Origin of the sequence: Piscirickettsia salmonis LF-89 = ATCC VR-1361, from assembly GCF_000297215.2 — a bacterium.
GTDB lineage: Bacteria > Pseudomonadota > Gammaproteobacteria > Piscirickettsiales > Piscirickettsiaceae > Piscirickettsia > Piscirickettsia salmonis.
Genome location: NZ_AMFF02000168.1, coordinates 1 through 983, shown reverse-complemented (window position 1 = coordinate 983; position 983 = coordinate 1). Strand labels below are relative to the sequence as shown.

Sequence of the window (983 nt, the reverse complement as noted above, 5' to 3'; positions counted from 1 at the left end):
TCCATGGCTCGCAGCGGGGGTGCGCTATATGTCGTTTTTTTTTGATAAAATGACAATAAAGAGTATTATAGAAAATAATATATTTTCCCCAATTTTAGAGCTGTTATGTATGAGTATAATGTACCCTGGGCTTCATATTTCTTTGGATACGGAAAATACTAGATTTAAAGGCAATCCACTATATAGCTTATCTGGACAGAGTTATTTTTTCTGTCAAGAACAAGGTATGGAAGTTGATTCTCATTACATTAGCCAGCAAAGCAGTTATGAAGAAATAGACTGGGATAAACGATATAAATTTAGTTTCAGTGAATATAGAGCCTTAACATCAACTGACAAGTTACAGCTCACCCGCCTGCATGCAATGCGATGGAACTATGGCCTTCTTCTGCTGGAAAATTATTTACCAGAGATGTCTCCATCTAACTCTCGATTGCTGACCGAAAAACAATTTGTTGAATCTCCAAGTGAAAATGAGTTACTGCAAAAACTATATGCCGGCTGGTTCATTTATCAAGTAGAAAGCCAGTGTGCTGGTATCAGCGAAGCAACAGAGCGACTATTCAAAATAGAAATGGATTTAGCGCCAAACTGTGAGTTATCTAAAGAAAAAGAAATAGCACGAAAAATCAGTTTATTTAGAAAGAGTCTTAACCTATTAAAGGCCCGACCTGAAAATAGTAATCCAAGAACAATAGCAGCTATTAATAAGCATGAATTAGCAATACTTACAAGTTTTATTAAGTATCAACTAGGTCAAATAAATCAAGGTGATTTTGAAAGAGAAATTCAAACAGTTGAAGAGCAATGCGCTGAATTATTAAAAGATGCTCCATCCAAACAATTTCTAAAAATAGCAATAAACATTTTAATCACTTGCTTAACTTTAGGCGTTGCCAACTTAGTTAATAAAGCACTTACAGGAGAATTTTTGTTCTTCAAAAATTCAGAAGCAAAACAACTTGCCGTAAGCGTCGCTACCT

General features: G+C 35.0%; 1 protein-coding gene. It reads left to right on the top strand.

Annotated elements, in window-relative coordinates; all coding sequences use genetic code 11:
• Nucleotides 1-28 precede the first annotated feature (28 nt).
• A partial coding sequence (locus tag C200_RS12810) for a hypothetical protein (protein WP_155276090.1) occupies nucleotides 29-983 on the top strand: 955 nt, incomplete at its 3' end.